We start from the raw sequence: 21,541 nt of genomic DNA, 5'->3' as shown, positions 1-21,541 counted from the left end.
GGGGCTTGCAAGTTGGCGGGGCGGCGGCGCAAGATGTCGGTCGCCGCCCGCGGCGTGCATTGTATCGCCGGCGCGCGCGCCATGGTGGCGCTGCCGCAGCGCGCGGGCGCACGCCGCAACGGATTCCTCGATCGGATGTCATCGCACCATACCCTGCCGGGCGGCGCCTCCCGCCCGCACGTCCCGCCCGTCCCGCACCGCCGCGCGCGGCCGCGCCTGCCAAGGCTGGCGCGCCGGCTGGCGGCGCTGGCCCTGGCCGCGGCCGCCGGCCACGCCTGGGCCGCCGGCCGCTACGCGCTGGTCATCGGCAATGCCGCCTATCCACAGCCGCTGGTCAATCCCGTCAACGATGCCCGCGCGCTGGGCGACCGCCTGCGCCAGCTCGGCTTCGAAGTCGACCTGGAGCAGGACCTCGACGCCGCCCGCCTGCGCGAGGCGCTGCGCGCTTTCGCCCGGCGCGGGCGCGGCGCCGAGGTGGCGCTGGTCTACTACGCCGGGCACGGCGCGCAGGCCAATGACAGCAGCTACCTGCTGCCGATCGGTGCCGAGGTCGGCCACCCCAGCGCGCGCAGCATCGAGGACCAGGGCGTGCCGCTGGACGAGGCGCTCGGCGAGCTGCAGCGCGCCGATGCCCGCAGCAGCGTGATGATCCTGGACGCCTGCCGCGAGATCTACCTGCGCGGCGGGGCGCCGGCGGGGCAGGTGGCCAACCAGGGTTTCGCGGCGGCGCCCGCGCCGCGCGGGCTGGTGATCGCCTATTCGACGGCGCCCGGCGCGCGGGCGCGCGACTACTGGTCGCCCGAGGTGCGCAACAGCCCCTACACCGCCGCCCTGGTCGAGGTGCTGGGCGAGCGCGGGCTGAATCTCGGCGATGTCTTCGCGCGGGTCTCCGAGCGCGTCGCCTTGCTGACGCACGACACCCAGCGCCCGCACGTCAGCTTCGGCGAAACGTCGGTGCGGCTGGTGCTCAACGATGGCCGGGCCTGGCCGGCCGGGGCGCCGGGTTCGGCGGCGCGGCTGGCGCAGGGCAGCGCCAGCGGCGATGCGCCGGCGCCGGCCGGCCGCGCCGCCACGGTGCCGGCCGCGACCTGGGCGGTGGCCCAGGGCGGGGGCCGGCCAGCGGTGCCTCCAGGGCCGCCGTCCGGGCGCTCCGCTGCGCTCACGGCGGCCGGCGCGGACAAGGCCGGCGCGGACAAGGCCGGCGCGGACAAGGCGGGCGCTTCCGGCGCAGGCGCCGCGGGGCGCTGGCCCGGTTACGTGCTGCAGGACCTCAACTACGAGATCCGCCAGCTGGTGGCGCAACGGCCGTTTCCGCGCCAGGCGCTGGAACGGCGCGCACGCGGCGGCGACGTGGTGGCGCAGACGGCGCTGGGCCGCGGCCTGCCGCAGGACGGCGCGCCCGGGGCGCAGGCGCGGCGCTGGGCCGAGAGGGCCGCGGCCAAGGGCTTCCCGCCGGCGCAGACCGACCTGGCGGAGCGCCTGATCCTGGCCGGCGACGCGGCCTCGCTGGCGCGCGCCGCGCCGCTGCTGGATGCCGCCGTGGCCGCCGGCTACGCGCCCGCCCATGCCTACCAGGCCGACCTGGCGCTGCGCCGCGATGGCGATTCCGCGGCGGCGGCCCGCCACCTGTTGCAGGCCATGGGCGCCACCATGCGCGATGTGACCGAGGCCACCTCGGCCTATCAACGCGATATTCAGGTCCGGGCCGCCTCGGCGCCGGCCGCCCCGCGCTGAGCCTGGCGCCGCCTTCCCGGCGGCGCGCCGCCGTACCGATGTGGCCCTCGATGCCGATGCAGCCGATGCGCTCGCATCGGCGATTTTTTTTGAAATTCCTCCGCTACCCCCGTTGAACGGCATGAGAGCCGGCGCAGCCCGCCGGCCGCCGCCGCGCCTTGCCACCGATGCATGGCGCGGCACCGATTCACGCAGGCTTCACAGGAGGAAAGCCATGGCCCAGCGCGGTCGCATCATCGTCTACCAAGCCGACGGCAAAGGTGCCGTCAACCTCGACGGCAAGATGCTCCAGTTCGATGTCATGCAGCACTGGCGCTCGCCCGGCGTGCCGGTGCTCAATGCCCACGTCGAGGTCGAACTCGATGCCGGCGGCGCGCTGCGCGCGCTCAGTACCGTGCCGCCCGCGCAGCTCGCGCAGGAGGAGGCCGCGCGCGCCGCCGCGCTGGCCGGCGCCCAGGGGCGGCGTTTGTGGCAGCAGGCGCGTGCCGCGCTGGGTGTGCCCGTGCTGGCGGCGCTGGGCGTGCTGGTGCTCGGCGCCTTCGCTTTCGAGGCCGTCGGCGTGCGCTTGTTCGGCGCCGTGTCGCTGAGCTACTGGCAGTTGCTGGGCGTCGATGCTTCCACCTTGCAGCAGTTCTCGGCCGGCGCGCGTGGCGGCTTCACGCTGGCCCAGGCGCTGTTCCTGCTGTCACTGGCGGCGTGCATGGCGAGCTGGCCGCTGCGCGCCCCGCAGGCCGCGCTCGGCAAGTGCGCGCCGCTCGCGGTGGTGGTGCTGCATGCGCTGGTGGCCTGGTCGCGGCTGTCCGCTGCCGTGACCGACGCCGGCAAGCTCGCCGGTGCCTTCGGCGGCCCGCAGGCGCAGGCCATGGCCAGCCAGATGGCGCGCGAGATGACGGCGCAACTGCTGGGCGCGCTGCATCCCGGCCTGGGCCTGTTCCTGGTGCTGGGCGCCAGCGCGGCACTGGCCTGGCTGGGCTGGCGCGAGTTCCGCCTGCGCGCCGCCGCGATCTAGGGGCGGCCAACCGGCCCGATCCCGATTTCCGATCCCCGATTTCCGATTTCCGATTTCCGATCCCCCGATTTCCGATCCCCCGATTTCCCGATCCGAACCTGACATGAGCGATGGCGCCGCGCCACAGCGTGCGCCACGCCGACCTGGAGAACCGACCATGAACCGTTCCGACATCCGCCTGCCCGCCACCGCATCCCGTATCGCGGCCGCCGATCCCGCCACCGGCTTGCTCGCCTCGCTGCCGTCGCGCCGTGCGCTGCGCGGCGCTGCCGCCTTGCTGGTGGTAGCGGCCACGGCATTGGGCGGCTGCGGCAAGGAGGCGCCGCCGGCCGATGCCGGCATCAAGGCCGATGCCGCCGCACCGGCCGCGCCCGATCCGGCCACCCTGGCGGCGAGCGCGCACGCCAAGGCCGAAGCCGCGGCGTTGCCGCGTGCCGACGCGGCGACCCCGGCCGCGCAGTACCGCGAGATCGACAGCGGCAACCAGCTGATGTTCGCCTACCTGGCGCTGTCCGGCATGCCGCCCGACTATCCCGCCATCGCGCAGCGCCTGTCGCGCGAGTACGCCGGCACCGGCGACGCCTTCCGCAAGCAGGAACTGCTCAATGCGCTGAAGCCGCAGATCGACGCCAAGGTGAAGGCCGCAGCCAGCGAGCGCTACTTCAAGTACCGCCTCAACGGCAGCGGCATGCTGCAGGCCTACGACCTGGACAAGGGCGCTTTTCCCAGCAAGCTGGGCGAGGCCGGCACCTACTACTACCTGTTCGACAACGGCGAATACCAGCTCGCCTTCACCAACGGCGAGGCCTTCGCCCAGCTCAAGGTGCCGGCCGAGGCCGCGCGCGCGATCGAGGCGGCGCGCAGCAGCTATCGCAATTTCGATGTGGTGGTGTACGGCTTCGCCCAGGACGCGGATATCGCCAGCAAGCGCGTGCGCGCGCAGATCGTGCGCGTCGGCATCCGCGTGAACGGCACCGAGACGCTGGTGGAGGCGGCGGGCTGAGCCAGGTGCGGCCTGGTCCGCTGAATCGTTGAAATGGGAGGTGAAGGAGATGCCATGCGGGAATCCGCGCCAGGCGCATAGCGCAGCCATCGCACGGCGATGGCGAGCCCTTGCAACGACGCGATGAGTCCGCATGGCAGGGCAGGCACCGACCGATTGCGGGGAACCAGTGGACCAGTGTCCTGCTAGTTGTGGCAGACCAGCCCGTCCTGCAGCTGCCCGGCCTCGAAGGCGAGGTCGGCGGCGCGCCGTTCGCGCGCCTGCGCCAGGGCGCCGCCGCTCTTCCAGTAGCGCACGGCGCGCTCGACATAGGCGGCCGAAAGCGGGTCGCCGGCGCGCAGCACGATCTGGGCGGCGCCATTGTCGGGCGCGACGGCGCCGTCCAGCGCGCGGTAGAAGCGCCACTCCGGCAGGCGAGCCAGGCGCGCCAGCGCCAGGGTGTCGTCAGCCAGCCCGTCGCACTCGCCGGCGAGGAAGGCCGACACCGCGCGGATCGCCGAAGCATAGGTGCGCGGCAGCGCGCCGTAGCGGGCCGCCAGCGTGTGCGCATAGGGGCTGCCTTGCGCCACGCAGACGCTGCGCCGCGCCAGGTCGGCAGGATGGCGATAGGCGCTCTTGCGCAGCACCAGCACCTGTCCCATGCCGCCGGTGTAGGCGGTGGGCACGCGCGCCGCCGCCGGTGCCGCAGGCACCGCGCCGGCGCCGGCCAGCAGCAGGTCGGGGCGCGGCCCGGGCAGCAGGGCAGGGGCGTTGCGCGGGTCGCCGGGGTTGCCCGCGTCGCCCAGCAGGCCGACCAGGCGCAGGCGCAGGCCGAGGTGGGCGGCGAGCTGGCGCGCCAGGCTGGCATCGAAGGCGTCGGGTTCGGCGGGAGCCGGTGCGCCGGGCGGCGCGGGCCGCGCATAGGCGCGCACGCCGACCACCAGCACGCCGCGCCGGCTGGCCTCGGCCAGCACCGGGCCGAGCCGCAGGGCATGCCAGTCGGGCGGTGCCACGCGCTGCGCCAGCCAGTGCTGCAGCGGCGCCGGCAGGCGCTCGGGCAGGTGCGGCAGGCGCGCCAGCAGCGGTGGCAGCGCCGCCGTCGCCAGCATGCCCGCGAGCACGGCGGCTGCCGCGGCGGCCAGCGACAACCGGATGCGGCGCGACAGCAGCGGCAGCCGCGGCAGCGCTTGCCTTGGCGCCGGGGCCGGCAGCAGGTCCAGGTCGAGCGGCTCAGGCATTGAGCGTCAGCCCGCGCCGCCAGCGCGTCAGGCGCCGCTCCACCAGCGCCAGCGCGTAGTTCATGGCCAGGCCCAGCAGGGCCAGCAGCAGGATGCCCGCATACATGGTGGGGATCTGGAATACTTCCTGCGCATTGAGCGTGAGGAAGCCCAGGCCCGAATGCGCACCGATCATCTCGGCCGCCACCAGCGCCGTGACGCAGTAGGTGCCCGCCAGCCGGATGCCGGTGAAGATCGACGGCGCCGCCGCCGGCAGCACCACCTTGCGGAACACGAAGGCGCGCGAGGCGCCCATCGAGCGGGCCGAGTGGATCAGCAACGGGTCGACCTGGCGCACGCCGCTGATCGTGCTCAGCAGCACCGGCCAGAACGAGGCCCAGAAGATCAGCGCCACCTTGGACAGTTCGCCGATGCCGAGGAAGAGGATGAAGACCGGGAACAGCGCGAACGCCGAAGTCTGCCGGAACAGCTGCAGGATGGGGTCGACCACGGTCTCGAAGCGCGCGAACCAGCCCATCAGCAGGCCGAGTGTCACGCCCAGGCCGATGGCGAGCGCCAGGCCGTACAGCGAGCGCTGCAGGCTGGCGGCCAGGTGCTTGGCGAGGGCGCCGCTGGCGAGCAGCTGCCAGATCGCCTCGGCGACCTGTGAAGGCGGGCTCAGGTAGGCCTGGCTGACGATGCCCAGGCGCGGCACGGCCTCCCACAGCAGCAGGAAGGCGGCGATGCCGGCCAGGCCGAGCGCATGTTCGCCGAGGCGGAGGGATCGCTTGCGGGCGCTCATGGTGCGGCCTCCGCCGCCGTGGCGGATACAGGCCGGCCGGGTGCCACCGGTGGCGGCGCGGCCACTGTGGGGGGCACCGCCGCCGCCTCGCCGCGCTCGCGCGGGTCGGCGGTGGCGCCGAGCGGCCGCGGCGTCGCCGCCGGGCTGGCGAACTGCACCTCGTCCTTGAGGATGTCCCAGGCCTGCTGGCGCAGGTGGACGAAGGCTGCGGCATTGCGCAGCTCAGGCAGGCGCGGGCGCGGCAGGGGCACGTCGAGGATCTGCTTGACGGTGCCGGGCCGGCGCGTCATCACCGCGATGCGGTCGGACAGGAAGATGGCTTCGTCGAGGCTGTGGGTGATGAAGACGATGGTCTTGCGGTACTGCTCCCAGATGCGCAGCAGCTCGCCCTGCAGGATCTCGCGCGTCTGCGCATCGAGCGCGGCGAAGGGCTCGTCCATCAGCAGCACGTCGGGCTTGTAGGCGAGCGCGCGCGCGATCGCCACGCGCTGCTTCATGCCGCCGGAGATCTCGTGCGGATAGCGGCTGCCGGCGCCCGCCAGGCCGACCAGTTCGAGATACTCCTGCGCGATGCGGCGGCGCTCGGCCTTGGCCACGCCGCGGATCTCCAGGCCGACCTCGATGTTCTCCAGCACGGTGCGCCAGGGAAACAGCGCGTAGCCCTGGAACACCACGCCCTGGTACGGGTTGATGCCGGCCAGTGCGCGGCCGTCGATGCGGATGCTGCCGCCGGTGCGCTCGGTCAGGCCGGCCAGGATGGAGAGGAAGGTGGACTTGCCGCAGCCCGAGGGGCCGAGGATGGAGAGGAACTCGCCCTCGCGCACGTCGAGGTCGAAGTCGCGCAGCACGGCCACCTCTTCGGGCTGGCCGGCGTCGTTGCGCACCGCGTAGTCCATGCGCACGCCACGCGCGCTGATCTTGCCGGACATGGGGTTTCCTTCAGGCCTTGGCCGGCGCGGCGCCGCCGCTGGCGTAGGGGTTGAAGGCGTTGGTGTAGATCTGGTGCGCGGCCACCTTGCCGCGCGCCAGCTTGCCTTCGCGCTCCAGCACGTCGATGTAGTACTGGATCGGCGGTTCGGTGATGACGAGGTCCTTGACGTAGGCATAGCGGTCGACGTACTGGAGGTCGAGCTTGATGCGCTGGGACACCAGCTTGCGGGCGTCTTCCGGATTGGCGTTGACCCAGTTGGCGGCCTTGGCCAGCGCCGTCACCACGTCGCGCACGGCCTCCGGATGCTCGCGGATGAACTTGCCGTGCGCGCTGTACGGCGCCATGCCGCCCAGGCCGCGGTCGAGGTCGTAGTCGCTCCACAGCCGCACCAGGTTGGGCGCATGGTCGGCGCGGCCGGAGTAGGGCGCGTGGATGATGGCGAGGTCGGTGTTGCCGGTGGCCAGGGTCTGCTCGGCCTGGTCGTCGGGGATCACCACGAAGTTGATCTTGCTGACGTCCACGCCCTTCTGGCGCAGGAAGGTCTTGGTGACGAATTCCGCGCAGGCGCCGAAGCTGTTGAAGCCGATGGTTTTGCCTTCCAGGTCCTTGGGCTGGCGGATGCCCGAGTCCTTGCGCACGAAATACTTCATGTGCGGCGCCGCTTCCAGCGTTTCACCGCCGGCCGCCACCACCTGGATGTCGGCGCCGCTGGCGAAGGCCGAGATCACCAGCGGCACCATGCGCGAGCCGAAGTCGATCTCGCCGGTGCCCACCAGCGGGATGATCTGCGGCGCGGCCACCTTGCCGATATAGTCGGGGCGCGTATTGCTGCCGTCGAAGTAGCCGAGCTGGTCGGCCAGGTAGACCAGGTCGAAGCTCGGGTTGTCGGGATACTTGAAGCGGACCTTGTCGCCGGCCTGCCGGATGACGGCGGGAGCGCCGCCCGCGGCGGCCTTGCCGGGCGCCTGCGCGTCTTCGCGCGAGCAGGCGGCCAGGCCGAGCCCGACGCCGCCGGCGGCGAGCGCGGCGAGTTGCTGGAGTGCGCGGCGGCGCGCGTGGGAAGGCGTGGCGTTGGCTGGCATCGGGTGTTCGGTCCTGGCTGGCCTGCCGGCTGGGAGGAAGGAGGGCGCGGGCGCCCTGTGGCGCGTCCGCCCGGCAGGGCTGGCAACTAGTATTGGGGAAGGCCTTGCACCTCACAACGAAGCTTTTCGCCTATTCATATCGGCTGGGGAGGCCGGGCGCGCTGGCTGGAGAGAGGCGGGAGACGAGCCGCATCCCAGGCCTGGGGTCTTGCTATCAATATACAAATATATATAATATCGACCGGTAAAGACTGAGGAGGAGTGCCCGATGGACGGCTTGCCGGAGCACCTGCCTGATGGTGGGGATGGCGCCGAGAGCGCAGAGAGCGCCGCGGACATCGAGGTCGATGCCATGCGCGGCGCGGCTGCGCGCGCCTGCGGCTTGCTCAAGGTGCTGGCCAATCCGGACCGGCTGCTGCTGATGTGCCAACTGGCGCAGGGCGAACTGCGCGTGGGCGACCTGGAGGCGCGCCTGGGCATCCGCCAGCCGACCCTGTCGCAGCAGCTCGGCGTACTGCGCGACAGCGGGGTCGTGTCCACGCGCCGCGAAGGCAAGCACATCTTCTACGCCATTGCCAGCCCGCAGGCAATGGCCGTCATGCAGACCTTGTACCAGCACTATTGCGCAGAGCCCGGCGACCCCGGCGCCATCGGCGACCTGGCCGCGCCGCGCTAGCGGGCCCGGCCCGCGCCCACGAATATCGAGACTTGCAGGAGACACCATGCTGATCGACCTTGGAAACTTCACCCCCACGCTGTCCTTTTCGGGCGGCGTGATGATCGGCGCCGCCGCCGCGCTGCTGGTCCTGTGCAACGGGCGCATCGCCGGCATCAGCGGCATCGTCGGCGGCCTGTTCGCGCGGCCGCGCAAGGACGTGGCCTGGCGCGCGGCCTTCCTCGCCGGGCTGGTCGGCGCGCCGCTGCTGGCGGCGCTGTCCGGCCATGCGGTGCACCCCGACATCGAGAGCGGCTGGGGCGAGGTGCTGCTGGCCGGCCTCCTGGTCGGCCTGGGGACGCGCTTCGCCAGCGGCTGCACCAGCGGCCACGGCGTGTGCGGCATCGCGCGCGGCTCGATCCGTTCGCTGGTGGCGACGCTGACCTTCATGGTGGCGGGCTTTGCCACCGTCTTCGTGACCCGCCACCTGCTGGGAGCCTGAGATGCCGATCCTGACTGCGCTGATTTCCGGCCTGCTGTTCGGCATCGGGCTGATGGTGTCCGGCATGGCCAATCCCGCCAAGGTGCTCGGCTTCCTCGACCTGGCCGGCGAGTGGGACCCGTCGCTGGTGTTCGTCATGGTGGGGGCCATCTGTGTCAGCTTCTTCGCCTTCTTCCTGGCCAAGCGCCGCCAGCGCTCGCTGCTCGGGCTGCCGATGCAGCTGCCCGCCAGCAGTGTGATCACGCTCCGGCTGGTGCTGGGCAGCGCCGCCTTCGGCGTGGGCTGGGGCCTGGCCGGATTCTGCCCCGGCCCCGCGCTGGTCGCGCTCGGGGCCGGCTATGCCAAGGCCTGGGGCTTCGTCGCCGCGATGCTGGCCGGCATGCTGGTGTTCGAAGGCGTCGAACGCGTCGGCGCGGCCCGGCGTGCGGCGCAGCCGGCGGCGGCCGGCAAGTCCTGAGCGGCGGGGCGCATCAGCACCCACAACAGAACAGAACAGAATACAAAACAACACCACACGACATGGAAGAGAGAAGACACATGCGGATTCCCCTGAAGATGGCCGTTCCCCTGGCGCTGGCCCTGGCGCTCGCCGCAGCGTTGCCGGCGCGCGCGGCGCAGGACCAGGTCCCCTTCGTCGTGCCGGACCCGGCCAGCGTGCCGAAGGGCGCGGTGGGCGAAGCCATCCTGCGCGGCAAGGCCTTGCTCAGCGATACCCGCAAGCTGTTGCCGGGCAACGTCGGCAACGGCTTGAACTGCACCAACTGCCACCTGAACGGCGGCACCGTGCCCTACGCCTCGCCGTGGGTCGGGCTGACCGCTGCCTTTCCCGAGTACCGCGCACGCAGTGGCAAGGTGATTTCCCTGCAGGAGCGCGTCAACGACTGCTTCCAGCGCTCCATGAACGGCAAGCCGCTGGCGCCCGATTCCGGCGAGATGAACGACATCCTGGCCTATATGAAGTGGCTGTCCACCGGCGTGCCGGTCGGCCACGACGTGGCCGGCCGCGGCTTCGAGAAGATCGATACGGCGCTGGTGCCCGACAGCAAGCACGGTGCCGCGCTCTACGCCGCCCAGTGCGCGTCCTGCCATGGCGCCGAGGGGCAGGGCATGTCCAATCCGGCCGGCGGCTATGTGTTCCCGCCGGTATGGGGCAAGGATGCGTTCAATGTCGGCGCGGGCATGGCGCGCTTGTACACCGCGGCGGCCTTCGTCAAGCACAACATGCCGCTGGGCCAGGGCGGCACGCTGTCCGCGCAGGACGCGGTGGACGTGGCGGCCTACTTCACGCAGCAGCCTCGCCCCGACTATGCGGCACGGGCCAAGGACTGGCCGCTGGGCGGCAAGCCCAAGGACGCGCGCTAGGCGCGGCGGGACGGGGTGCGGCAATCTGGCGCACCCGTGGCGCCACGGGAATTTGCGCCAGGTCATCGTGGCGGCGCACGCTTCCGGTAGAGTCGACGGGCGGCGGTGCGGCGGCCGCCCATTCCGCATCCATGATGCCGGCCATGGCGCCCCGGGGCGCCATGACCATTCTCCCTTGGACTAGTATGGATGGGCGGCGGCCGCCGGGCCGTCCCCGCGCGCGGCATCGCCCATGCGGCACGCGGCGGTCGCCGTCCTACAACAACGATGTGCAGTCCTACCCCCCCCCCACATAAAGAAGGAAGCATCATGTCCAATCGTCGTCAGTTCCTGAAGACCATCCCGATCGTTGCCGCCGGCGCCATGGCCGTTTCCACCTTGGCGCGTGCGCAAGCGGGTGGCGCCATGGTGGACGAGAAGGATCCGCAGGCCGTCTCGCTCGGCTACAAGGCGGACACCAACAAGGTCGACAAGGCCAAGTACCCCAAGCACGAAGCCAGCCAGCACTGCGGCAACTGCCAGCTGTACCAGGGCAAGGCCGGCGATGCCAAGGGTCCGTGCCCGCTGTTCGCCGGCAAGCAGGTGGCGATGAACGGCTGGTGCAGCGCCTGGGTCAAGAAGGCCTGATGACGGGGCGTGGGCGGCGGCAGGACGCCTCGCCCACGCCGCCGGGCAGCGCATCGTGCGCAGGCCCGGTCCCGGTTTGCCGTGGCGGGCTGAGCCGATGCCGCCCGGCACCGCACCGATGCTTTCCCTCTCGCGCAGCCCGCATCTTCGCGCTACGCTCTCGATTCCCGCTTGTTTTTCCGCTTTTCTGCGCCGATCCCCGCCGTGTCGGGTGAGCAGCGCGCCGCCCGCGCTGCGGTCCCGGTGCCGCGCCGTCCTGTCTTGGCCGCCTTCAGCCAGCCTTCAGCCAGCCTTAAGCCTGTCCGCCTAGCCTGAGGGCAGATGGGTGGCGCCGCGCCCCGCGGTCCCGCCTGCCTGCCCAAGGAGAAGCGGATGACAGAACCGGCCTGGTACCGTCGCCGATGCGGCCGTCCGCCGCTGGCGGCACGTCCTGCCAGACAGCGTGGCCGGACATGCGGGCGGCGCGCCCGGCCGCAGCGCGAGCGTGCGCTGTAGCCTCGCCCCGCGCCCTGCCGGCTTGGTCGTCCGGCCTGGACGTGGGCGCAGTGAGCCGGCCGCAGGCCGACACCGATGCTGACACTCCGAAACTGGCGCCCGCGGGCCGGATTGTGAGAAAATCGCGCCCCAATAAGAGAAGAAAGCGGCTAAGGCCGCCTTTTCCGGCCAGCCATGGCATGGCCGGGAAGTGGCCGCGCGCAGGTTCAAGGACAACGGCGGATTGCCGTTAAGGGTGTGGCGGGACGTTGGCATGGTAGCTGCCGGCATCCTTGCCGGTCCTGGCTGTCGCGCGGCATCAGGAGAGGAAGAAACAGGGAAGGCGACGGCGGCCACCGGTGTGCCGCCAACCTCGGACGGTGCCGGTCTGGCGCCGGTCCATGACAAGCAATCGCACTTATCTGCCACGACAGCGCCCCGCAACGGCCGGCGCGCGCTGGCGCGGGTGCAATACGGAATCACGATCACCCAACGCGCACGGCATGGCAATGGAATTCGGTATTCGTGCCTGGTCCGCCCGGGCTGGCGGACTGCAGGCGGAGCAGGCATGGCGGGACTGGTGCGCGACGCCGTGGCTGCCGTCCGCCACGGCCGCCGCGGCCGACCTGGCGCTGGAGGCCATGGCGCCGATGCTGCGCCGTCGCGTCGTGCCGCTCGGCCGCGTCGCGCTCGCGCCGGCCTACGAATGCCAGGCCCAGGGTGGCGGCATTCCCACCGTGTTCGCCTCGCGCCATGGCGACGTGCAGCGCGCCTACGACATGCTCTCCGACCTTGCCGCCGAAGGCGGGGTCTCGCCGACCGCCTTCGGCCTGTCGGTGCACAACGCCATCGGCGCCCTGTATGCCATCGACCGCAAGGATGTCGCCTGCCAGCAGGCTGTCGCCGCCGGACGCGACACGGTCGAGGCGGGCGTGGTGGAAGCGTGCGCCCTGCTGGCCGACGGCGCGCCGGAAGTCCTGCTGGTCCACTACGAGGCGCCCTTGCCCGAGGCCTATGCGGGCTTCGCCGACGAGCCTGCCGCGCTGTACGGCTGGGCCTGGCGCCTGGGCCGGCCGCGCGCCGGCGAGCCGGTGTTCTCGCTGGCGCCGATCTCTCCCGCCGTGCCCGCCGCACCTGCATCCGGCCCAGCGCCCGCGCTGCCGCATGGCCTGGAGGTGCTGCGCTTCATGCTGTCGGGCGAGGCCGGGCTGATCCACCACGGCGAGCAGTGCGCCTGGCAGTGGCGGCGCCATGGTTGACCGCATCGACCGCGCCTGGCGCGTCTGCGCCACCGGCGTCTGCTTCTCCACCTTCGGGCTGGGCGGGCTGCTGCTGCGTATCGTGGTGTTCCCGCTGATGGCGCTGCTGCCCGGCCCGGACCTGCGGCGCCAGCGTGCCTGCAAGCAGCTGGTGCACCATGCCTTCCGGCTGTTCCTGCTGCTGATGCGCGGGCTCGGCGTGCTGCGCTACGAGATCCGGCATGCCGAGCGGCTGCGCCGCAGCGGGCTGCTGATCGTCGCCAACCACCCCTCGCTGATCGACGTGGTCTTCCTGATCGCGCTGACGCGCCGTGCCGACTGCGTGGTCAAGGCCGGGCTGGCGCGCAATCCGTTCACGCGCGGACCGGTGCTGGCCACCGGCTACGTGTGCAACGACGCTGGCGCGGCCATGGTCGACGATTGCATCGCCTCGCTGCGCGCGGGCAACAACCTCGTGATCTTTCCCGAGGGCACGCGCACGGTGCCGGGCGCGCCCATGCGGCTGCAGCGCGGGGCGGCCAATATCGCCGTGCGCGGCGGCTTCGCGCTGACACCGGTGGTGATCCGCTGCGAGCCGCCCACGCTGGCCAAGGGCGAGAAGTGGTACGCGGTGCCGCTGCGGCGGCCGCGTTTTGTCATCGAGGTCAAGGATGATATCGACCCCGCCGCCTGCCTGGCGGCCGGCGTCGACGATGCCCTGGCCGTGCGCCAGCTGACACAGGCGCTATCAGAATATTTTTCCAGGGAGGTGGGCCGTGAAGGCGCTTGAAGAAGACATCAAGGAACTGATCATTGCATCGCTGTCGCTCGAAGACCTGAGCCCGGCCGACATCGACGCGCAGGCGCCGCTGTTCGTCGAGGGGCTCGGCCTCGATTCGATCGACGCGCTCGAGCTGGGCCTGGCCCTGCAGAAGCGCTTCGGCGTCAAGCTCGACGGCGACAAGGAAGCGGTGCGGGCACGCTTTGCCAGCGTCTCCGCGCTGGCTGCCTTCATCGCCGCGCAACGCAGCGAGGCGGCGGCCTGAGCCGGCCGGCGCCCCGATCTCATTGAGGAGGAATCGAACATGACCCACGAGGAAATCTACGCGCGCGTCGCCGCGGTGCTGCAGGAGAGCTTCGAGATCGACGCCGCGCGCATCCGCCCCGAGGCGCTGCTCTACGACGATCTCGACATCGACAGCATCGATGCCGTCGACCTGCTGGTGAAGCTCAAGCCGATCCTGAGCACGCCGCCGAAGCCCGAGCATTTCAAGTCCGTGCGCACCGTGCAGGACATCGTCGAGGCACTGGCCCGCCTGATCGACTCGCCGACCCCGGCCTGAGGCCGGTCCGCCATCCCGCCATCCCGCTATCCCGCTATCCCGCCGACCCGACCACCATGTTGCGCAACACCCTGCTGGCCGTCCTGCTGCTGTGCTATCCGGTGCTGGCCTATTTCGGCCTGCAGCACTGGTCGCCGCGCACGATGGCGCTGGTGCTGCTGGCGCTGGCGCTGCTGCGCGCCTGCGCCGGACGCCGCCAGGGCTGGTGGCCGATGGCCGCCGCGGCAGCGCTGCCGGCGCTGGCCGGCCTGGTGTCCGACCGCGCGTTGCCGCTCAAGCTCTATCCCGTGATGGTCAATCTCGTCATGCTCGCCGTGTTCGGCTGGAGCCTGCTCGGCCGGCAGAGCCTGGTCGAGCGCATGGCACGCCTGCGCGAGCCCGACCTGCCGCCGGCCGGCGTGCGCTACACGCGCCGTGTCACCCAGGCCTGGTGCCTGTTCTTCGTCGTCAACGGCACACTGGCCGCGCTCACCGCCTGCTTCGCCAGCGACCGTGTCTGGGCCCTGTACAACGGCGGCATCGCCTATGTGCTGATCGGCGCCATGTTCTGCGGCGAGTGGCTGCTGCGGCGGCGCGTGATGGCAAGGAGCGACCATGCGTGAGTGGCGCGGCGTGAGCGGCACGATGGCGGCGCTGGCAGGACTGCCGGCGCCGGCACGCGCGCGTCCGGTGGCGGGGGCGGGCGCGGCAGGGTGGGATGCCGACACCTTCCTCGCGCGTGCCCGGGCCTGGCGCCAGGCCTTTGCCGCCCGGCCCGGCACGCGCTGGGCGCTTTACCTGGACGGCCATGCGGAGTTCGCCGCGGCATTGTTCGGCGCCTGGCATGCCGGCAAGCATGTGGTGCTGCCCGGCGACGCGCTGCCGGCGACGGTGGCGGCGCTGCGTGGCGGCGCCGGCGCGGTGGATGGCCTGGCGGGCGAGCTGCCGGGCGGGCTGCTGCCCGCTCCCGCCGGCCTGCCGGAGGCGGCCGGCAGTGGCGAGGCGGCGGCCTGGCCGCCGCTGGACGCGCGGCACTGCGGGCTGACCCTGTTCACCTCGGGCTCGAGCGGCGTGCCGCAGGCCGTGCCCAAGCAGCTGCGCCAGCTGGAGGCGGAGGTGGCTGCGCTGGAGGCGGCCTTCGGCGCCGCGCTGCCGGATGGCGCGCAGGTGCTCTGCACGGTCGTGCCACAGCATATCTACGGGCTGCTGTTCTGCGTGCTGTGGCCGCTCGCGGCCGGCCGCCCGATGCCCCTGGCGCGCCTGGCCTTCCACGAAGAGCTGGTGGCGCAGGCCGCCGCGCTCGACGGCCCGGCGCTGCTGGTCAGCAGCCCGGCACACCTGCGCCGCCTGCCCGAAGAGCTGGACTGGGCGCCGGCGCGGCGCGCGCTGCGTGCCGTGTTTTCCTCCGGCGGCCCGCTGCCGGCGCAGGCCGCCTCGGATGCCCTGCGCCACCTCGGCCAGGCGCCGATCGAGGTCTTCGGCAGTTCCGAGACCGGCGGCATCGCCTGGCGCCAGCAAGCGCGCCAGCAGGAACGCTGGAGCCCCTTGCCGGGCGTCGACTGGTGCCTGCGCGACGGACTGCTGGCGGTGCGCTCGGACCACCTGCCGGACGCCGGCTGGCATGTCTGCGCCGATCTGGCGCAGCCGGCCGCAGACGGCGGCTTCGTGCTGGCGGGCCGCGCCGACCGCATCGCCAAGATCGAAGAGAAGCGGGTCTCGCTGAGCGCGGTGGAGCGTGCGCTGGCGGCGACGCCGCTGGTGCAGGAGGCGCGTGTCACGCTGCTGGAGCTGGCGGTGGGAACGCGCCTGGCAGCGGTCGTGGTGCCCGCGGCGGCGGGGCAGGCCGTGCTCGCCGCGCAGGGCCGCGCCGGCCTCGCCGCCGCGCTGCGCGAGGCCCTGGCCGATACCGTCGATACGCTGGCGCTGCCGCGCCGCTGGCGTTTTCCCGCCGCGCTGCCGTGCAATGCGCAGGGCAAGACCAGCGATGCCATGCTGCGCGCGCTGTTCCGGCGCGTGCTGCCCGAGGTGCGCTGGCTGGACGGAGACGGCGACGGTGCCACGGCGACGGCCGAGCTGTACATCGATGGCGAGCTGGCCGTCTTCGACGGGCACTTTCCGCGCGCGCCCATCGTGCCCGGGGTGGCCCAGGTCGAGTGGGTCATGCAGCTGGCGCCGCAGCGCCTGCCGGTGCCGCCGCGCACCGCCTTCCAGCGCCTGGACGTACTCAAGTTCCAGGCGGTGATCGTGCCCGGCAGCACGGTGGCGCTGGCGCTCACCTGGCAGGCCGAGCGCGCCACGCTGGCGTTCCGCCTGAGCTCGGCGGCCGGCACGCACGCCAGCGGCCGCATCGTGTTCGGAGCCACACATGACTGAGCGTGCCGCGCAGGCCTTCCGGCCGGTCGTGCTGGTGCCGGTCTACGACCACGAGCGCGCCATCGGCGCCATGGTCGACGCCATCCTGGCCGAACAGTGCCATTGCCTGCTGGTGGACGACGGCAGCGGCCCCGCCTGCGCGCAGGTGCTGCGCGCGCTGGCCGCGCGCCATCCGCAGCAGGTCACCCTGATCCGCCTGGCGCAGAACCAGGGCAAGGGCGGCGCCATCATGGCCGGCTTCGAGGCGGCCTGGCAGCGCGGCTATACGCACGCGCTGCAGATCGATGCCGACGGCCAGCACGATGCCGGCTGCATCCCGCAGTTCCTGGCGCTGGCGCGTGCCCACCCGACGGCGATGATCTGCGGCCATCCCCTCTATGACGACTCGGTGCCGCGCGTGCGCAAGCTGGCGCGCTACCTGACCCATGTGTGGGTCTGGATCAACACCTTGTCGCTGGCCATCCGCGATTCCATGTGCGGGCTGCGCGTCTATCCGCTGGCGCCGGTGCGGGCGCTGCTGGCGCGGCAGGCGCTGGGCAAGCGCATGGAGTTCGACACCGAGATCCTGGTGCACCTGGTCTGGCGCGGCGTGGCCATCGTCAATGTGCCGACGCGCGTGACCTATCCCGCCGACGGGGTGTCGCACTTCCGCGTCTGGCGCGACAACGTGCTGATTTCCTGCATGCATGCGCGCCTGTTTGCCGGCATGCTGCGGCGCCTGCCGTGGCTGCTGTGGCGCAGATTGCCGCGCGCGGCCGGCGGAGCCCGGCCATGAGCACGCCGCAGGCACCGCGCCATTGGAGCACCATCGGCGAGACCACCTCGGTGTGGGGCATCTGGTGCCTGTACGCGCTGTACCGCGTGTGTGGCCGCGGCCTGTTCCGCCTGGTGCTGTATCCGGTGGTCGCCTACTACTGGCTGGCCAATCCGCTGGCGCGCCACGCCTCGCTCGACTATCTGCGGCGCGTGCAGGAACAGGGCGGTGCCACCGGGCTGCCCGCCGGCACGCAGCCCGGGCGGCGCCACAGCCTGCGCCACCTGCTGTCCTTCGGCGAGACGCTGCTGGACAAGCTGCTGGCCATCGGCGGGCGCTATCCCTTCGGCGCGGTGCGGCGCGAAGGCGAGGCGGTGCTGCTGCGCCAGATCGAGTCGGGGCAGGGCGGCATCATCGTCACCGCGCACATGGGCTGCCTGGAGCTGTGCCGGGCGCTGGCCGGCCAGCGTGCCGGGCTGCGCCTGACGGTGCTCGTGCACACCGCCCATGCCGAGCGCTTCAACCGCATCCTGGCGCGCCTGGATCCGCGTTCCGGCCTGCAGCTCTACCAGGTCGACGACCTCACGCCGGCCAGCGCCGCGGAACTGGCGGCGCGGGTGCGTGCCGGGGAGTTCGTCGCCATCGCCGGCGATCGCGTGCCGGTGCACGGCGGGCGCGCGGTGCGCGTGCCCTTCCTTGGCGCGCCCGCGCGCTTTCCCGTGGGCCCGTACGTGCTGGCGGCCTTGATGGAGTGTCCGCTGTTCGCGCTGGGCTGCGTGCGCACGCGTGGCGGCCACCTGCTGCGTTTCACCGAGCTGGCGCGCGACGTGCGCCTGCCGCGCGGCGGGCGCGAGGCCGCGCTGGCCGCGCATGCCGCCGGCTTTGCCGCGTGGCTGCAGGCGCTGCTGCTGGCCTCGCCCTACGAGTGGTTCAATTTCTACGACTTCTGGGCCGGCGGCGAGGCATCCGCCGCGTCCGGACAGGATGGCGCGACGCGCCCGCAACGGAACGGCCCATGACATCCGAACTCAGCCACGAGATCACCCTGACACCTGCCTTCCACGACCTCGACCCGATGAACGTGGTCTGGCACGGCAATTACCTGCGCTACTTCGAGCAGGCGCGCTGCGCGCTGCTGGCGCGCTACCGCTACGACTATCCCGCCATGCGCGATTCCGGCTACCTGTGGCCGGTGGTCGACCTGCGCATCAAGTACGTCCAGCCGTTGCACTATGGCCAGTCCGTGCTGGTGCGCGCCACCATCACCGAGTGGGAGAACCGCCTGAAGATCGAGTACCTGGTGCGCGACGCGGCCAGCGGGCGGCGCCTGACCAAGGGCTACACCATCCAGGTGGCGGTGGAAGCGACCAGCGGGGAACTCTGCTTCGTCTGTCCGCCGGTGCTGTGGGAGCGCCTGGGGATCAAGCCATGAGGCTGGGCCAGGCGGGCGCCGCCGGCCTGCTGGCGTTGCTGCTGGGCAGCGGCGCGCTGGCTGCGCCGCCGCCGGCGCAGCGCGCGTCCGCCCCGGCGGCCGACGTGCTGGCTGGCGTGGCCGCGCGGCTGGATCCCGCGCCGGTCGTCCACGGCCGCTTCGAGCAGACGCGCCGCCTGGCTGGCTTCGCCAACCCGCTCGTGGCGCGCGGCGACTTCGTGCTGGCGCGCGGGCGCGGCGTGTCCTGGCAGACGCGCGAGCCCTTCGTCTCCAGCCTGCTGGTGACGCCCGAGCGGCTGGTGATGCGCGGCGCCGACGGCACCGTGCAGCAGCAGCTGCAGGCCGATGTGCAGCCCGCCATGCGGCAGGTGGCGCAGACCGTGATGGCCATGCTGCAGGGCGACCTGCGCGCCTTGGCGGCACGCTTCCAGGCGGAGGGTAAACTGACCGGCGCGCACGGCTGGTCGCTGTCGCTGGTGCCGGCCGACGCCGGTCTGCGCAGGGCGTTCAGCCGCATCGAGCTGAGCGGCGACCGCTTCGTCCGCTCGGTGCGCTGGGAGGAGGCGGGCGGCGACAGCACGCTGGTGCGGATGATCGAGCCCGGCACGGCGGCCCGCCTGACGCCCGAGCAGGAGCGGCGCTTTGACTAGCCGCGGGCCCGCGAGCGCACGCGCGCTGGCCTTCGCCTGGCTGCTGCTGGTGCTGGCACTGGTCGTGCACCAGGTGCAGTTCTGGCGCGATGCCCGGCTCGACACCGACGTGATGGCATTGCTGCCGGCCGATGCGCGCAGCGCGCTGGCGGACCAGGCCCTGCGCCAGTTGGCCGACGGCGCCTCGCGCGAGGTCGCCGTGCTGGTGGGGGCGCCGGCCTGGGAGCAGGCGCGCGCCGCCGCGCGCCGCTTCAGCGCCGCGCTCGGCGACGGGGGCGGCCTGCTGCAGCCGCAGGACCGCTTCGCCGCCTTCGATTTCGATGCCGCGCTGGATTTCTACCGCCCGTGGCGCGACCGCCTGCTGACCGACGGGCAGCGGCAGATGCTGCGCGCCGCCGATGGCGAGGACCTGGCGCGGCAGGCGCTGGCGCGCCTCTACCAGTTGTCGGCCGGCCCCCGCCTGACGCAATGGAGCGAGGACCCGCTCGGCCTGTGGCCGCAATGGTGGCTGGCGCGCGCCGGCGCCACGCGCGTGCAGGAACGCGACGGCCTCGCTACCGTCGAGGCCGACGGGCGCCACTGGGTGGTGCTGAGCTACCGCATCACACGGCCGGCCTTCAGCGCCAGCGGCGCGACCGACTATGCCGACCTGCTGGCGCGCGCCCGCGCCGCTGCGCAGGCGGACCCCGCCGGCGCGGTCGAGGTCATCGCCGCCGGCATCCCGCTGCACGCCGAGGCCGCCGCGGCGCAGGCCAACCGCGAGATGAACGTGATCGGACTCGGCTCGCTGGCGGCGGTGCTGCTGCTGGTGTGGCTGGCCTTCCGCTCGCTGCGTCCGATCGTGCTGGTGGCGCTGTCCCTGGCGATCGGCACGGCGGCCGCGCTGTCGGTGACGGCGCTGGTGTTCGAGCGGGTGCACTTGATCACCCTGGTGTTCGGCGCCAGCCTGGTCGGGGTGGCCGAGGACTACGGCATCCACTACTTCGTCGCGCGCCAGGCCGAGGGCGGTGCGCCGCCACGGCGCGTGATGCGCGCGCTGCTGCCCGGCATGGCGCTGGCCCTGGCGACCAGCGTGGTGGCCTACCTGGCGCTGGGCATCGCGCCGTTCCCGGGCCTGCGCCAGATGGCGCTGTTCTCGGCCACCGGCCTGGTGGCGGCCTGCCTCACGGTCGTGCTGTGGTTCCCCTGGCTGGACCGCGGCGGCCTGCGCCCGACCCCGCTGTCGCAGCGGCTGGCCGCCAACCTGGCGCGCTGGCCGCGCGTGGGCGCCAATCGTGCCACGGTGCTGCTGGCGCTTGCGCTGGCGGTGTGGATCGTGCCCGGCCTGATGCGGCTGCAGGTGGCCGACGATGTGCGCCAGCTGCAGAGTTCGCCGGCGGCGCTGGTGGCGGCGCAGCGCGCCGCCGGCCGCCTGCTGGCGGCGCCCAGCCCCGCGCAGTTCGTGCTGGTGCGGGGTGGCTCGCCCGACCAGGTGCTGGAGCGCGAGGAAGCCGCGCGCGCGGCGCTGGCGCCGCTGCTGGCGCGGCAGGAACTGGCCGGGCTGCTGGCCTTGTCGGACTGGGTGCCGTCGGCCCGGCGCCAGCAGGCGGACGCTGCGCTGGCGGCGCCGCTGGAGGCGGCCGCGCGGGCGCGCGTGGCGCAGGCCCTCGGCGGCGCGGCGGTTGTGCCGGCGCGCGCACCGGCGGGCAGCCCGCTGCGCCTGGAAGACTGGCTGCGGCACCCGGTGTCCGCCATGCTGCGCCCGCTGTGGCTGGGCCGGATCGATCAAGGGTATGCGAGCGTGATCCTGCTGCAGGGGCTGGAGCGTCCCGGCACGATGCGCGCGGTGGCGGATGCGGTGAGCGGGCTGTCTGGCGTACAGTGGGTGGACCGCGTGGACGGCATGAGCCGCCTGCTGCGCCACTACCGCCAATTGATGAGCTGGCTGCTGCTGGCCGGTGCCGCCGGCGTCGCCCTGCTGCTGGCGTGGCGCTATGGCCGCGCCAGCTGGCGGGCGCTGGCGCCGACGCTGCTGGCGGCGCTTGCCGCGCTGGCGCTGCTGGGCTGGCTGCAGATGCCGCTGCAATTGTTCTCGGTGCTGGCGCTGGCCTTGCTGCTCGGCGTCGGTGTCGACTACGGCATTTTCCTGCTGGAGCACCCCGGCGACGGCGCCTCCTGGACCGCCGTGGTGCTGGGCGCGGCGAGCACGCTGCTGGCCTTCGGCCTGCTCGCGCTGTCGGCGACGCCGGCGCTGCGCGTGTTCGGGCTGACCATGCTGGCCGGCGTCGGCACCGTGTGGGGACTGGCGCCATGGTTCCGTCCGGCGCAGGCGCCGGGCGGGGCACCAGGAGATCGAGGCTTCGTGCCAGCGCACCCGCGGGGGGCGCCATGACGGGGCAGGAATTCGAGAAGGATG

The 21,541-nt window shown here is 72.7% G+C and carries 23 protein-coding genes; 19 read left to right on the top strand and 4 right to left on the bottom strand.

The features are described from left to right. Nucleotides 1–33: 33 nt before the first annotated feature. The 3 genes from BKK79_RS35430 to BKK79_RS40820 all read left to right on the top strand — a co-directional run bounded on the left by BKK79_RS35430 (nt 34) and on the right by BKK79_RS40820 (nt 3,746). Complete coding sequence (locus BKK79_RS35430; RefSeq protein ID WP_071040176.1) at nt 34–1,734, top strand: caspase family protein; 1,701 nt, start codon at nt 34–36, stop codon at nt 1,732–1,734. A gap of 214 nt (nt 1,735–1,948) precedes the next feature. Beyond that, nucleotides 1,949–2,743 carry a hypothetical protein gene (locus BKK79_RS35425; protein ID WP_071019165.1) on the top strand — a complete coding sequence of 265 codons (795 nt, stop codon included), beginning with the start codon at nt 1,949–1,951 and terminating at the stop codon, nt 2,741–2,743. A 157-nt stretch (nt 2,744–2,900) separates the two neighbouring features. Then, nucleotides 2,901–3,746, top strand: coding sequence for a DUF4852 domain-containing protein (locus BKK79_RS40820; RefSeq protein WP_071040175.1), 846 nt, complete (start codon nt 2,901–2,903; stop codon nt 3,744–3,746). 185 nt (nt 3,747–3,931) lie between these two features. Here BKK79_RS40820 and BKK79_RS35415 read toward each other — a convergent pair whose 3' ends face one another. From BKK79_RS35415 to BKK79_RS35400, 4 genes are read right to left on the bottom strand one after another with little or no spacing between them, the layout of a single operon-like run. After that, nucleotides 3,932–4,963: a substrate-binding periplasmic protein gene (locus BKK79_RS35415; RefSeq protein ID WP_071040174.1), complete on the bottom strand. Its 1,032-nt coding sequence runs from the start codon at nt 4,961–4,963 to the stop codon at nt 3,932–3,934. Further along, on the bottom strand, nt 4,956–5,744 hold the full coding sequence (locus tag BKK79_RS35410; RefSeq protein WP_071019170.1) for an ABC transporter permease: 789 nt from the start codon (nt 5,742–5,744) through the stop codon (nt 4,956–4,958). Before BKK79_RS35410 ends, BKK79_RS35415 begins: the two co-directional genes overlap by 8 nt. Then, nucleotides 5,741–6,673, bottom strand: coding sequence for an ABC transporter ATP-binding protein (locus BKK79_RS35405; RefSeq protein ID WP_232346401.1), 933 nt, complete (start codon nt 6,671–6,673; stop codon nt 5,741–5,743). The genes BKK79_RS35410 and BKK79_RS35405 overlap by 4 nt, the downstream gene beginning before the upstream one ends. A 10-nt stretch (nt 6,674–6,683) precedes the next feature. Then, nucleotides 6,684–7,757: an ABC transporter substrate-binding protein gene (locus tag BKK79_RS35400; RefSeq protein ID WP_071019172.1), complete on the bottom strand. Its 1,074-nt coding sequence runs from the start codon at nt 7,755–7,757 to the stop codon at nt 6,684–6,686. Nucleotides 7,758–8,109: 352 nt separating this feature from the next. On the opposite strand from BKK79_RS35400, the gene BKK79_RS35395 reads away from it, so the two are divergent. From BKK79_RS35395 to BKK79_RS35320, 16 genes are all read left to right on the top strand, one after another. Beyond that, complete coding sequence (locus tag BKK79_RS35395; RefSeq protein ID WP_071040574.1) at nt 8,110–8,433, top strand: ArsR/SmtB family transcription factor; 324 nt, start codon at nt 8,110–8,112, stop codon at nt 8,431–8,433. 46 nt (nt 8,434–8,479) lie between these two features. After that, the gene (locus BKK79_RS35390) at nt 8,480–8,914 is read left to right on the top strand and encodes a YeeE/YedE family protein (protein ID WP_071019176.1); all 435 of its coding nucleotides are present in this window, start codon (nt 8,480–8,482) and stop codon (nt 8,912–8,914) included. A gap of 1 nt (nt 8,915) precedes the next feature. After that, nucleotides 8,916–9,371 carry a DUF6691 family protein gene (locus BKK79_RS35385; RefSeq protein WP_071019178.1) on the top strand — a complete coding sequence of 152 codons (456 nt, stop codon included), beginning with the start codon at nt 8,916–8,918 and terminating at the stop codon, nt 9,369–9,371. Nucleotides 9,372–9,451: 80 nt separating this feature from the next. Next, nucleotides 9,452–10,276 carry a c-type cytochrome gene (locus BKK79_RS35380; protein WP_071040173.1) on the top strand — a complete coding sequence of 275 codons (825 nt, stop codon included), beginning with the start codon at nt 9,452–9,454 and terminating at the stop codon, nt 10,274–10,276. A 309-nt stretch (nt 10,277–10,585) separates the two neighbouring features. After that, a complete protein-coding gene (locus BKK79_RS35375; protein WP_071019182.1) occupies nt 10,586–10,903 on the top strand; it encodes a high-potential iron-sulfur protein in 318 nt (105 codons plus the stop codon). Nucleotides 10,904–11,880: 977 nt separating this feature from the next. After that, nucleotides 11,881–12,636 carry a beta-ketoacyl synthase chain length factor gene (locus BKK79_RS35370; RefSeq protein ID WP_071040172.1) on the top strand — a complete coding sequence of 252 codons (756 nt, stop codon included), beginning with the start codon at nt 11,881–11,883 and terminating at the stop codon, nt 12,634–12,636. Then, on the top strand, nt 12,629–13,405 hold the full coding sequence (locus BKK79_RS35365) for a lysophospholipid acyltransferase family protein (protein WP_071040171.1): 777 nt from the start codon (nt 12,629–12,631) through the stop codon (nt 13,403–13,405). The genes BKK79_RS35370 and BKK79_RS35365 overlap by 8 nt, the downstream gene beginning before the upstream one ends. Beyond that, a complete protein-coding gene (locus tag BKK79_RS35360; protein WP_071019187.1) occupies nt 13,392–13,661 on the top strand; it encodes a phosphopantetheine-binding protein in 270 nt (89 codons plus the stop codon). Before BKK79_RS35365 ends, BKK79_RS35360 begins: the two co-directional genes overlap by 14 nt. Nucleotides 13,662–13,700: 39 nt before the next feature. Beyond that, nucleotides 13,701–13,958 carry an acyl carrier protein gene (locus BKK79_RS35355; RefSeq protein ID WP_071019189.1) on the top strand — a complete coding sequence of 86 codons (258 nt, stop codon included), beginning with the start codon at nt 13,701–13,703 and terminating at the stop codon, nt 13,956–13,958. A 56-nt stretch (nt 13,959–14,014) separates the two neighbouring features. Next, complete coding sequence (locus BKK79_RS35350) at nt 14,015–14,560, top strand: hypothetical protein (RefSeq protein ID WP_071040170.1); 546 nt, start codon at nt 14,015–14,017, stop codon at nt 14,558–14,560. Then, nucleotides 14,553–16,310, top strand: coding sequence for an AMP-binding protein (locus BKK79_RS35345; RefSeq protein ID WP_071040169.1), 1,758 nt, complete (start codon nt 14,553–14,555; stop codon nt 16,308–16,310). The genes BKK79_RS35350 and BKK79_RS35345 overlap by 8 nt, the downstream gene beginning before the upstream one ends. Then, a complete protein-coding gene (locus BKK79_RS35340; protein ID WP_071040168.1) occupies nt 16,303–17,085 on the top strand; it encodes a glycosyltransferase family 2 protein in 783 nt (260 codons plus the stop codon). Before BKK79_RS35345 ends, BKK79_RS35340 begins: the two co-directional genes overlap by 8 nt. Beyond that, nucleotides 17,082–18,083: an LpxL/LpxP family acyltransferase gene (locus tag BKK79_RS35335; protein ID WP_083384775.1), complete on the top strand. Its 1,002-nt coding sequence runs from the start codon at nt 17,082–17,084 to the stop codon at nt 18,081–18,083. The genes BKK79_RS35340 and BKK79_RS35335 overlap by 4 nt, the downstream gene beginning before the upstream one ends. Further along, the gene (locus BKK79_RS35330; RefSeq protein WP_071019196.1) at nt 18,080–18,496 is read left to right on the top strand and encodes an acyl-CoA thioesterase; all 417 of its coding nucleotides are present in this window, start codon (nt 18,080–18,082) and stop codon (nt 18,494–18,496) included. Before BKK79_RS35335 ends, BKK79_RS35330 begins: the two co-directional genes overlap by 4 nt. Then, nucleotides 18,493–19,146 (top strand): outer membrane lipoprotein carrier protein LolA, encoded by a 654-nt coding sequence (locus BKK79_RS35325; RefSeq protein ID WP_071040167.1) that lies wholly within the window; start codon nt 18,493–18,495, stop codon nt 19,144–19,146. Before BKK79_RS35330 ends, BKK79_RS35325 begins: the two co-directional genes overlap by 4 nt. Beyond that, nucleotides 19,139–21,517, top strand: coding sequence for an MMPL family transporter (locus BKK79_RS35320; protein WP_071040166.1), 2,379 nt, complete (start codon nt 19,139–19,141; stop codon nt 21,515–21,517). The genes BKK79_RS35325 and BKK79_RS35320 overlap by 8 nt, the downstream gene beginning before the upstream one ends. Nucleotides 21,518–21,541: the final 24 nt, after the last annotated feature.

It is taken from the genome of Cupriavidus sp. USMAA2-4 (genome assembly GCF_001854305.1).
Classification (GTDB): Bacteria; Pseudomonadota; Gammaproteobacteria; order Burkholderiales; family Burkholderiaceae; genus Cupriavidus; species Cupriavidus malaysiensis.
Note: the sequence above shows the minus strand (reverse complement) of the source record. Positions and strands in the feature narration are given on the sequence as shown.

Coding starts and splice junctions, on each gene's coding strand:
- BKK79_RS35430 (WP_071040176.1), top strand. CDS start 34: ATGTCGGTCGCCGCCCGCGGCGTGCATTGTATCGCCGGCGCGCGCGCC.
- BKK79_RS35425 (WP_071019165.1), top strand. CDS start 1,949: ATGGCCCAGCGCGGTCGCATCATCGTCTACCAAGCCGACGGCAAAGGT.
- BKK79_RS40820 (WP_071040175.1), top strand. CDS start 2,901: ATGAACCGTTCCGACATCCGCCTGCCCGCCACCGCATCCCGTATCGCG.
- BKK79_RS35415 (WP_071040174.1), bottom strand. CDS start 4,963: ATGCCTGAGCCGCTCGACCTGGACCTGCTGCCGGCCCCGGCGCCAAGG.
- BKK79_RS35410 (WP_071019170.1), bottom strand. CDS start 5,744: ATGAGCGCCCGCAAGCGATCCCTCCGCCTCGGCGAACATGCGCTCGGC.
- BKK79_RS35405 (WP_232346401.1), bottom strand. CDS start 6,673: ATGTCCGGCAAGATCAGCGCGCGTGGCGTGCGCATGGACTACGCGGTG.
- BKK79_RS35400 (WP_071019172.1), bottom strand. CDS start 7,757: ATGCCAGCCAACGCCACGCCTTCCCACGCGCGCCGCCGCGCACTCCAG.
- BKK79_RS35395 (WP_071040574.1), top strand. CDS start 8,110: ATGCGCGGCGCGGCTGCGCGCGCCTGCGGCTTGCTCAAGGTGCTGGCC.
- BKK79_RS35390 (WP_071019176.1), top strand. CDS start 8,480: ATGCTGATCGACCTTGGAAACTTCACCCCCACGCTGTCCTTTTCGGGC.
- BKK79_RS35385 (WP_071019178.1), top strand. CDS start 8,916: ATGCCGATCCTGACTGCGCTGATTTCCGGCCTGCTGTTCGGCATCGGG.
- BKK79_RS35380 (WP_071040173.1), top strand. CDS start 9,452: ATGCGGATTCCCCTGAAGATGGCCGTTCCCCTGGCGCTGGCCCTGGCG.
- BKK79_RS35375 (WP_071019182.1), top strand. CDS start 10,586: ATGTCCAATCGTCGTCAGTTCCTGAAGACCATCCCGATCGTTGCCGCC.
- BKK79_RS35370 (WP_071040172.1), top strand. CDS start 11,881: ATGGCAATGGAATTCGGTATTCGTGCCTGGTCCGCCCGGGCTGGCGGA.
- BKK79_RS35365 (WP_071040171.1), top strand. CDS start 12,629: ATGGTTGACCGCATCGACCGCGCCTGGCGCGTCTGCGCCACCGGCGTC.
- BKK79_RS35355 (WP_071019189.1), top strand. CDS start 13,701: ATGACCCACGAGGAAATCTACGCGCGCGTCGCCGCGGTGCTGCAGGAG.
- BKK79_RS35350 (WP_071040170.1), top strand. CDS start 14,015: ATGTTGCGCAACACCCTGCTGGCCGTCCTGCTGCTGTGCTATCCGGTG.
- BKK79_RS35345 (WP_071040169.1), top strand. CDS start 14,553: ATGCGTGAGTGGCGCGGCGTGAGCGGCACGATGGCGGCGCTGGCAGGA.
- BKK79_RS35340 (WP_071040168.1), top strand. CDS start 16,303: ATGACTGAGCGTGCCGCGCAGGCCTTCCGGCCGGTCGTGCTGGTGCCG.
- BKK79_RS35335 (WP_083384775.1), top strand. CDS start 17,082: ATGAGCACGCCGCAGGCACCGCGCCATTGGAGCACCATCGGCGAGACC.
- BKK79_RS35330 (WP_071019196.1), top strand. CDS start 18,080: ATGACATCCGAACTCAGCCACGAGATCACCCTGACACCTGCCTTCCAC.
- BKK79_RS35325 (WP_071040167.1), top strand. CDS start 18,493: ATGAGGCTGGGCCAGGCGGGCGCCGCCGGCCTGCTGGCGTTGCTGCTG.